General features: G+C 70.2%; 2 protein-coding genes. Both read left to right on the top strand.

The window, feature by feature from the left end; translation table 11 throughout:
- Window positions 1-422, top strand: a 422-nt coding sequence (locus HC022_RS27360; RefSeq protein WP_167454469.1) for a ZIP family metal transporter, incomplete at its 5' end; no start/stop codon positions are given.
- 82 nt (window positions 423-504) lie between these two features.
- A partial coding sequence (argC, locus tag HC022_RS27365) for an N-acetyl-gamma-glutamyl-phosphate reductase (protein WP_167454470.1) occupies window positions 505-1,038 on the top strand: 534 nt, incomplete at its 3' end.

A 1,038-nucleotide genomic window follows, 5' to 3' on the forward strand; every position in this document is an offset into this window, starting at 1 on the left:
TCTGCGTGCTGGCCATCGCCATCCACAACTTCCCCGAGGGCATGGCCATCGGGGTGGCCTTCGGCGTCGACCAGTCCAACGGCATCTCGGTGATGACCGGCATCTCGCTGCAGGACATCCCCGAGGGGCTGGCGGTGGCGGTGGCGCTGGTGGGGCTCGGCTACAACCGGCGCAAGGCGCTGTTCTACACCGCGCTCACCGGTCTGGTGGAGCCGGGGGGGGCGCTGCTGGGGGTGATCGCGGTGTCGGTGAGCAGCCACCTGCTGCCCTGGGGGCTGACCTTCGCCGCCGGTGCCATGCTCTTCATCATCAGCCACGAGATCGTGCCCGAAACCCACCGCAACGGCCACCAGAACAGGGCCACCACGGGGCTCATCTTCGGGCTTATCCTGATGATGTTCCTCGACGTGACGCTCGGCTGACGGCGGCTGCGGGCGCCGCCCGTGGCGTTTCCTTTTGCCACGGCCTCTGTTATGGACGGGAGGCTGAAGCAAGGAGGCACACATGGCCTGGAAAGTGTTCATCGACGGCGAAGCCGGAACCACGGGGTTGCAGATCCGCGAGCGGCTCGAAGCCCGCGCGGACATCGCGCTGGTGCAGGTCGCCCATGAACGCCGAAAGGACGCGGGCGCCCGCTCCGAGGCGCTGGCCGAGGCCGATGTCGCCATCCTCTGCCTGCCCGACGACGCCGCGCGCCAGACCGTGACGCTGGCCGAGCCGCACGGCACCCGCATCATCGACGCCTCGACCGCGCACCGCGTCGCCGACGGCTGGACCTTCGGCTTCGCCGAGATGGCGAAGGGCCAGCGCGAGGCCATCGCCTCGGCGCGGCTGGTCTCCAACCCCGGCTGCTGGTCGACCTGTGCCATCGCGCTGATCCGCCCGCTGGTCGAGGCCGGCATCCTCGCGCCCGACGCGGCGCCGGCGATCTCGGGCGTCTCGGGCTACAGCGGCGGCGGCAAGGCGATGATCGCCGAGTTCGAGAGCGGCGAGAGCAGCGGCAGCTTCCTCTACGCCGCCAGCCAGGGGCACAAGCAC

It is taken from the genome of Salipiger sp. HF18 (assembly GCF_011806505.1).
Lineage (GTDB): Bacteria > Pseudomonadota > Alphaproteobacteria > Rhodobacterales > Rhodobacteraceae > Salipiger > Salipiger thiooxidans.